The 5,939-nt window shown below is 48.5% G+C and carries 3 protein-coding genes; 2 read left to right on the top strand and 1 reads right to left on the bottom strand.

Annotated features, from left to right (window positions below; translation table 11 throughout):
- Nucleotides 1-218: 218 nt before the first annotated feature.
- Nucleotides 219-1,451 carry a hypothetical protein gene (locus WCO51_08745; GenBank protein ID MEI6513346.1) on the top strand — a complete coding sequence of 411 codons (1,233 nt, stop codon included), beginning with the start codon at nucleotides 219-221 and terminating at the stop codon, nucleotides 1,449-1,451.
- A gap of 245 nt (nucleotides 1,452-1,696) precedes the next feature.
- On the opposite strand, the gene alaS is transcribed toward WCO51_08745, so the two are convergent.
- Nucleotides 1,697-4,372, bottom strand: a complete 2,676-nt coding sequence (gene alaS / locus WCO51_08740; GenBank protein ID MEI6513345.1) for an alanine--tRNA ligase — start codon at nucleotides 4,370-4,372, stop codon at nucleotides 1,697-1,699.
- 172 nt (nucleotides 4,373-4,544) lie between these two features.
- On the opposite strand from alaS, the gene WCO51_08735 reads away from it, so the two are divergent.
- On the top strand, nucleotides 4,545-5,516 hold the full coding sequence (locus tag WCO51_08735; protein MEI6513344.1) for a DUF362 domain-containing protein: 972 nt from the start codon (nucleotides 4,545-4,547) through the stop codon (nucleotides 5,514-5,516).
- The last annotated feature ends 423 nt before the right edge of the window (nucleotides 5,517-5,939 follow it).

Raw genomic sequence — 5,939 nt, 5'->3', positions numbered from 1 at the left:
CCAGGACTCCGTAATTTCTGCTTTCCGCTTTACAGCTTTACTCACTCGGGATCTGGGGGCTTGCCCCCAGTCGCTCGGGACATTGCGAATAGTTGCGAGCAAAGCGTTGTCGATTTTATAGCGTAAACCCACAATAAATGCCATAGTGCCAAAAAAATACTTAGAGGCTAGAACACAGCATTGTTGTAGCGGTAGAATAGAGTGGAAGGTGAAAGCGAATGATTAATCAACGTGACCGACAGATAATAAGAGACCTAGCTAAGCGGATTGCTGATATTGCTGATATGCCGAAAATGGAAAAGAAACGGGAAATGTGGAAGCGGCATAACCGGCTTGAGAGAGTGAAGCCGATGATCCTCGTCTTCCCTGAAGGCTCTTGGGATGAAATAGATACTTTTATCCCAAGGCAATGCACCGAAGCGCCTGCTTGTTGGATTGAATTTGACCTTTTGAGGCAGCTTTGGGCTTATGACAATATTCGCGATGATAAGCCGGTTGAAAAGATCTGGACTGTGGAGAAGAAGCTTCATGAATCCAGTTGGGGAATTGAAGGCAAGCAAGTTTCTGCTACCACATCAAGGGGTGCCTATCGTATCGAACCGGTTATAAAAGAAGCAAGTGACCTCAAGAAACTTCGCTTCCCCGAATACACTTATGACGAAGCGGCAACAATGAGTGAGTTCGAGATGATGCAGGATCTTATCGGCGACATCATGGATGTGCAGATCAAGGGTGTTCGGCATGTCTCCTTCCACCTTATGGGCATCTATACCGTTTGGCGAGGTGTCGGTCAGGTTATGGAAGATATGTATGATGAGCCTGAAATGCTGCATGATGCGATGGCGTTCCTCGCCGAGGCCGCACAACGGCGAATTAAGCAGTATATCGACCAGAATCTTCTCAGTCTGAACAATGACAAGAGCTATCAAAATTCGGGCGGGGTTGGTTATTCGACTGAACTTCCAAAGCCCGGCTTTAATCCCGACCGTGTTCGCCCTTGTGATATGTGGGCATCGGCTGAGGCTCAGGAAATGGCTCAGGTCTCGCCGAAGATGCACCGAGAGTTTGTTTTGGAATATGAGAAAAAACTTCTCGAAGGTTGGGGTCTTCTTGGCTATGGCTGCTGCGAGGATTTGACGAACAAACTTGATGATATTTGCAGCATCCCCAATATGCGTCGAATCTCGATCGCGCCATCAGCCAATGTGGATAAATGTGCTGAGAAATTGCAGGAAAAATTTATTTTTTCATGGAAACCACAGCCGTCACACCTAGTCGGTCGATTTGATGAGAAAATGATCGAAAATTATATCCGTCATGCATTAGAAGTATCGAAAAACTGCGTTATTGAGTTGATTCTTAAGGATACACACACTTGCGAAAATCATCCGGAAAGGTTTACAATCTGGACGGATATCGCTCAACGTCTCGCTACGGAGTACGCTAGTTAGTAATTTATTAATAGGGGGCCAGGCTCATGATTAAGTGTTGTAAAAAATGCGGCAGCTCCAGTGCACGTTCCTCGATGGATATGGGGATTTTGTTTCTACTTGCTATCCTTTTTGCGCCTTTAGTTCTCATCGCGCCACCTACGAGTCGTTTGATGAGTAAGGAACCAAACACGACCCCCTGAACTTTAGGGGATTAAGAAGCTAAAATCAGGGCGAGGCACAAGCCGCGCCCTGATTTTTTTTTGTTATTTGGATTTAAGTTGACCTTCTATAATTCCCGGAACGGCTAAGAGGGCTTCATCGATTTTTGAAAGGTCTTTAGCTCCGGCTTGAGCGAAATCGGGTCGGCCTCCCCCGCCGCCACCTGCGATTTTTGCAACTTCGCGAACCAAGTTGCCTGCATGAACCCCTTTTTGGAGTAACAAGGCCGGCACTTTGGCAACGAACATTGCTTTACCTTCATCTATGGCAGCGATGATGACGGCGCTGTCTGGATTTTGCTCGGCAAGGCGATCGGCAATAATCGAGGCAGACTTGGCATCGGTGTTCTCGGCCTTTTGGGCGACGATTTTAATGCCGTCGACTTCAAACACCTTGACCTCAGCGCCCGTGCTTGCTTGTTCGGTACGGAGGCCTTCCAAGCGTTTTTCGGTTTGTTTTAACTGATTCTGAAGCCGCTCAATACCGGCGGCGATTTCATTTGGCGAAGTTCGTAAAGTAGCGGCAGCTTCGCGAAGGAGTCTGTCACGCTCAACGCCATATTGGTAAGCGCCAATCCCTGTGACCGCTTCAATTCGCCGAACCCCACTGGCAACACTGCTTTCAGTGGTTATTCTAAACTGGCCAATCTGGGATGTGTGGCCGACGTGCAGCCCACCGCAAAGCTCTCGTGAGAACTGTTCAACCTCGACCATGCGCACCTTATCGCCGTACTTTTCACCAAATAAAGCCATCGCTCCCCGTTCGCGCGCTTCGGCAATCGGCATGTCCGCGTGAGCCTGAACTACTCGGTCGGATAATATTTCATGATTAACTAACTCCTCCACACCTCTGATCTCGTCTTCAGTCATAGCCTTGTTGTGGGTGAAGTCAAAGCGCAGAGAGTTCGGCGCTACCAACGATCCCGCTTGATGCACATGCGCTCCTAATACCGTTCGAAGAGCGGCATGAAGCAGGTGGGTTGCCGTGTGGTTGCGTTCAATATCCATCCGCCGCGCGGTCTCGACTACGGCATGAACTTGCTCACCTACCGAAATTTCACCTTCTAACACTTTGCCGATATGTGCCCAGCGCTCGTTGACTTTTTGAGTGTCCAAGACTTCAATCGAACCTGTGGGGCTTGTGATTTTGCCTGTGTCACCAACCGGCCCGCCTGACTCGGCATAGAACGGGGTTTGGTCGAGGATAACTTCGACCCTATCGCCCTTCTTTGCGCTCTGGGCGATTTTGCCTTCGACAATTAGACCGACTACTTGCGCCTCAGCTTCACATCCGCTATAACCAGCGAATTGGGTGGCAGGGATAGTTTTAGTGAGTTCTTGAAGCACGCCTGCGTCTTTGCTGAAGACATCCTCGGCTATTCCTCCGGCGACCTTGGAACGTTGGCGCTGCTCTTCAAGTGAGCGGTTGAACTCTTCGAGGTCGATTGTCAACCCACGCTCTTGAGCAAGTTCCATCGTTACTTCAAGCGGAAAACCGTAGGTGTCGTAGAGCATGAACGCATCACGGCCAGTCAGGGCTAAACCTTCCGCACGCTTAATGCCTTCCGCGAGTCTGGAACGGAATAGATCTTCTTCGTCTTGCAACGTTCGAATAATAAAATCACGACGTTCGATTAGTTCAGGATATTGGTCGCTTAGGACTTCAACAACGGCGGGGAAGACGTCGGCAAAGAACGGCTTCTTAAAGCCAAGCTGACGCTGGCCCTTCAAAATAGCTCGTCTAATTAGGCGCCTGAGCACATAGCCTCGACCAGTGTTTTCAGGACGAACACCATCAGCGATGCAGAAAGTCGCAGATCGAATATGGTCGGCGATGATGCGGAAGACGACCTTAATCGGCTCATCCGCCGTTTCGTAATTTCTCTTGGAGAGTTCCCCAATTCGTTTCAAGATCGGTTGGAATACGTCGGTCTCATAGACACTTGGCATTCCCAGAAGCGCCGCCGAAGTTCGTTCTAAACCCATTCCTGTATCGACATTCTTGTTAGGCAGTGGTAGAAGTTCCACATTTTCCCAATGGCCATCTCTTGTCAAAGCGTTGTCAATGATCAAATCGCCGATACGTTCGAATTGCATGAACACTAGGTTCCAAATCTCCAGCCAGCGATTCCCATCACCATTCCATTCGTTGTCGAATGGCAAATCGGGGCTTGTATCCCAAAAAATTTCACTGCAAGGACCGCAGGGGCCATTGGGTCCCATAGTTACAGCTTTGCCTGGCCAGTAGTTTTTGTCCTCATCAAAGCGTGAGATACGTTCAGCATGAAGGCCGATTTTGGTTAGCCAAAGGTTATAGGCTTCATCGTCCTCTTTATAGACAGTTACTCGCAGGCGGCTCGGATCGAGTTTGAGCCATTCGGTGAGGAATTCCCACGCCCATTCGATTGCTTCCGGTTTGAAGTAATTACCGAAGCTGAAATTGCCCATCATCTCGAAGAAAGTCAGGTGTGAACTATCGCCAACGGACTCAATATCAGTTGTTCTCAGACATTTTTGGGCATCCGTTAGACGAGGGTGCGGCGGCTGTGCTACAGCAAGGAAATACGGTTTGAATTGGACCATTCCAGCGCTGGTAAACAGGAGCGATTCGTCCTCATTCCCAAGCACATTGATCGGCACCAAGCTGGATGAAGGGTATTCCCGATGGTCCTTCGATTTAAAGAATTCGATGTATTTGCGTCTAAGTTCGCGAGCGTTCAAGTTCCCCACCTAACTATTTATTGGCATTAATTGTACCTGATGCCTTGGAGGCAGACATTTTGGGTGGATTTAGGATTGATAACTCATTCAATTGCTTGCCAATAGCTGAGATTTGGTGTTATAGTAAACATGAGTTTGCCTAAATAATTCCTACGGTATATGAGGTTGAACGATGAAAACGCCTGAAAATAATGATGAAAAAAAGCTGGAACAAACGGAGATGAACCGCCGCGATTGGCTCAAATGGGCCGGTTTAGCGGGGATGGTGGTTTTAACCGGTTGTAAAGGGAGCGCGGCTATAAAAAGCTCTTCAACACCAGCTAAACCAAGTCTTGCAGTAAAAGACAAAGGGATTGTTACTGTTGCCTCAACCGGAAGCCCCAGGGAAATGGTGATTAATGCGCTGAAACCCTTAGGGGGGATTGAAAAGTTTGTCAAGAAGGGCGCTTTCGTCGTTATCAAACCGAATATCGGTTGGCAACGCACCCCTGAACAAGCCGCAAACACCAATCCTGAAGTCGTTGCAACCGTCGTTGAATTATGCAAGAAAGCCGGCGCAAGCCGCGTTTTGGTTATCGAGCACACCTGTGATGAACCTTCCCAACTCGTTTTCGATATAAGTGGTATTGAAAAAGCCGTAAAAGCTGCCGGCGGTGAGATTATCGCTGCAAATCAAGAGGGAATGTACGAGGATATACTAATCCCTATGGGTAAGGCGCTTAAATCAGCGAAAGTCATCAGCGAAATCCGTCGCGCCGACTGTTTCATCAACATCCCCGTCGCCAAGGATCATGGATCTGCGAAGCTGACGATCGGCATGAAGAATATGATGGGAACAGTCTGGGATCGCGGTAATTGGCATAGATCCGGCTTGCATCAAAGTATTGCTGACTATTCGACCGTGATTCGAGCTGATTTAACGATAGTTGATGCTATAAAAATCATGACCGCCGGCGGCCCAAAGGGTCCAGGCCCACTCAAAAATACTAATCAAATCCTAGCTTCTGTTGATCCGGTAGCAATCGATGCCTACGCCACCACCCTATTTGGCCTAAAGCCCGAAGATATCGATTACATAATGAAAGCCAAAGACCACGGACTAGGCGAAGCCGACTTGAAGCTGATAAAAGTAGTGAAAGCATAAAGGCGCTGTGGCCAAGAAGCTGTCAGCCGTCAGCTATCAGTAACCCAATTTCCCCTTTTCCAAGGGGGAATATAAGGGGGGCTTCCGGAACCCTTCGGTATGGCCTGAAGACCTACTCAGGGATAGGCGGTTGATTTTGTAGGGGCGTAGCTTGCTACGCCCTTAGGAAGGCAGAGCTAGCTCTGCCCCTATATCCAATGAAGATTCTTCGGCAGCGGCGCTTCACTCTGCAACCGAAGCATCGGGATTTTCCGGAAATACGCAATTCGAACTACGTAATAAATAATTATGTCAACAACTGATAATCCACAAGCTAAACGAAAACTCAAGAAGGCTATTAGACCCAAGATTTGGCGGATGCAGAATGCTCGTCGGTTTGCTCAATTGGCATTCTTTGCGCTTTTTGTTTGGCTGATGGCTATG

The sequence above is a fragment of the bacterium genome, assembly GCA_037131655.1.
Classification (GTDB): Bacteria; Armatimonadota; Fimbriimonadia; order Fimbriimonadales; family JBAXQP01; genus JBAXQP01.
Note: the sequence above shows the minus strand (reverse complement) of the source record. Positions and strands in the feature narration are given on the sequence as shown.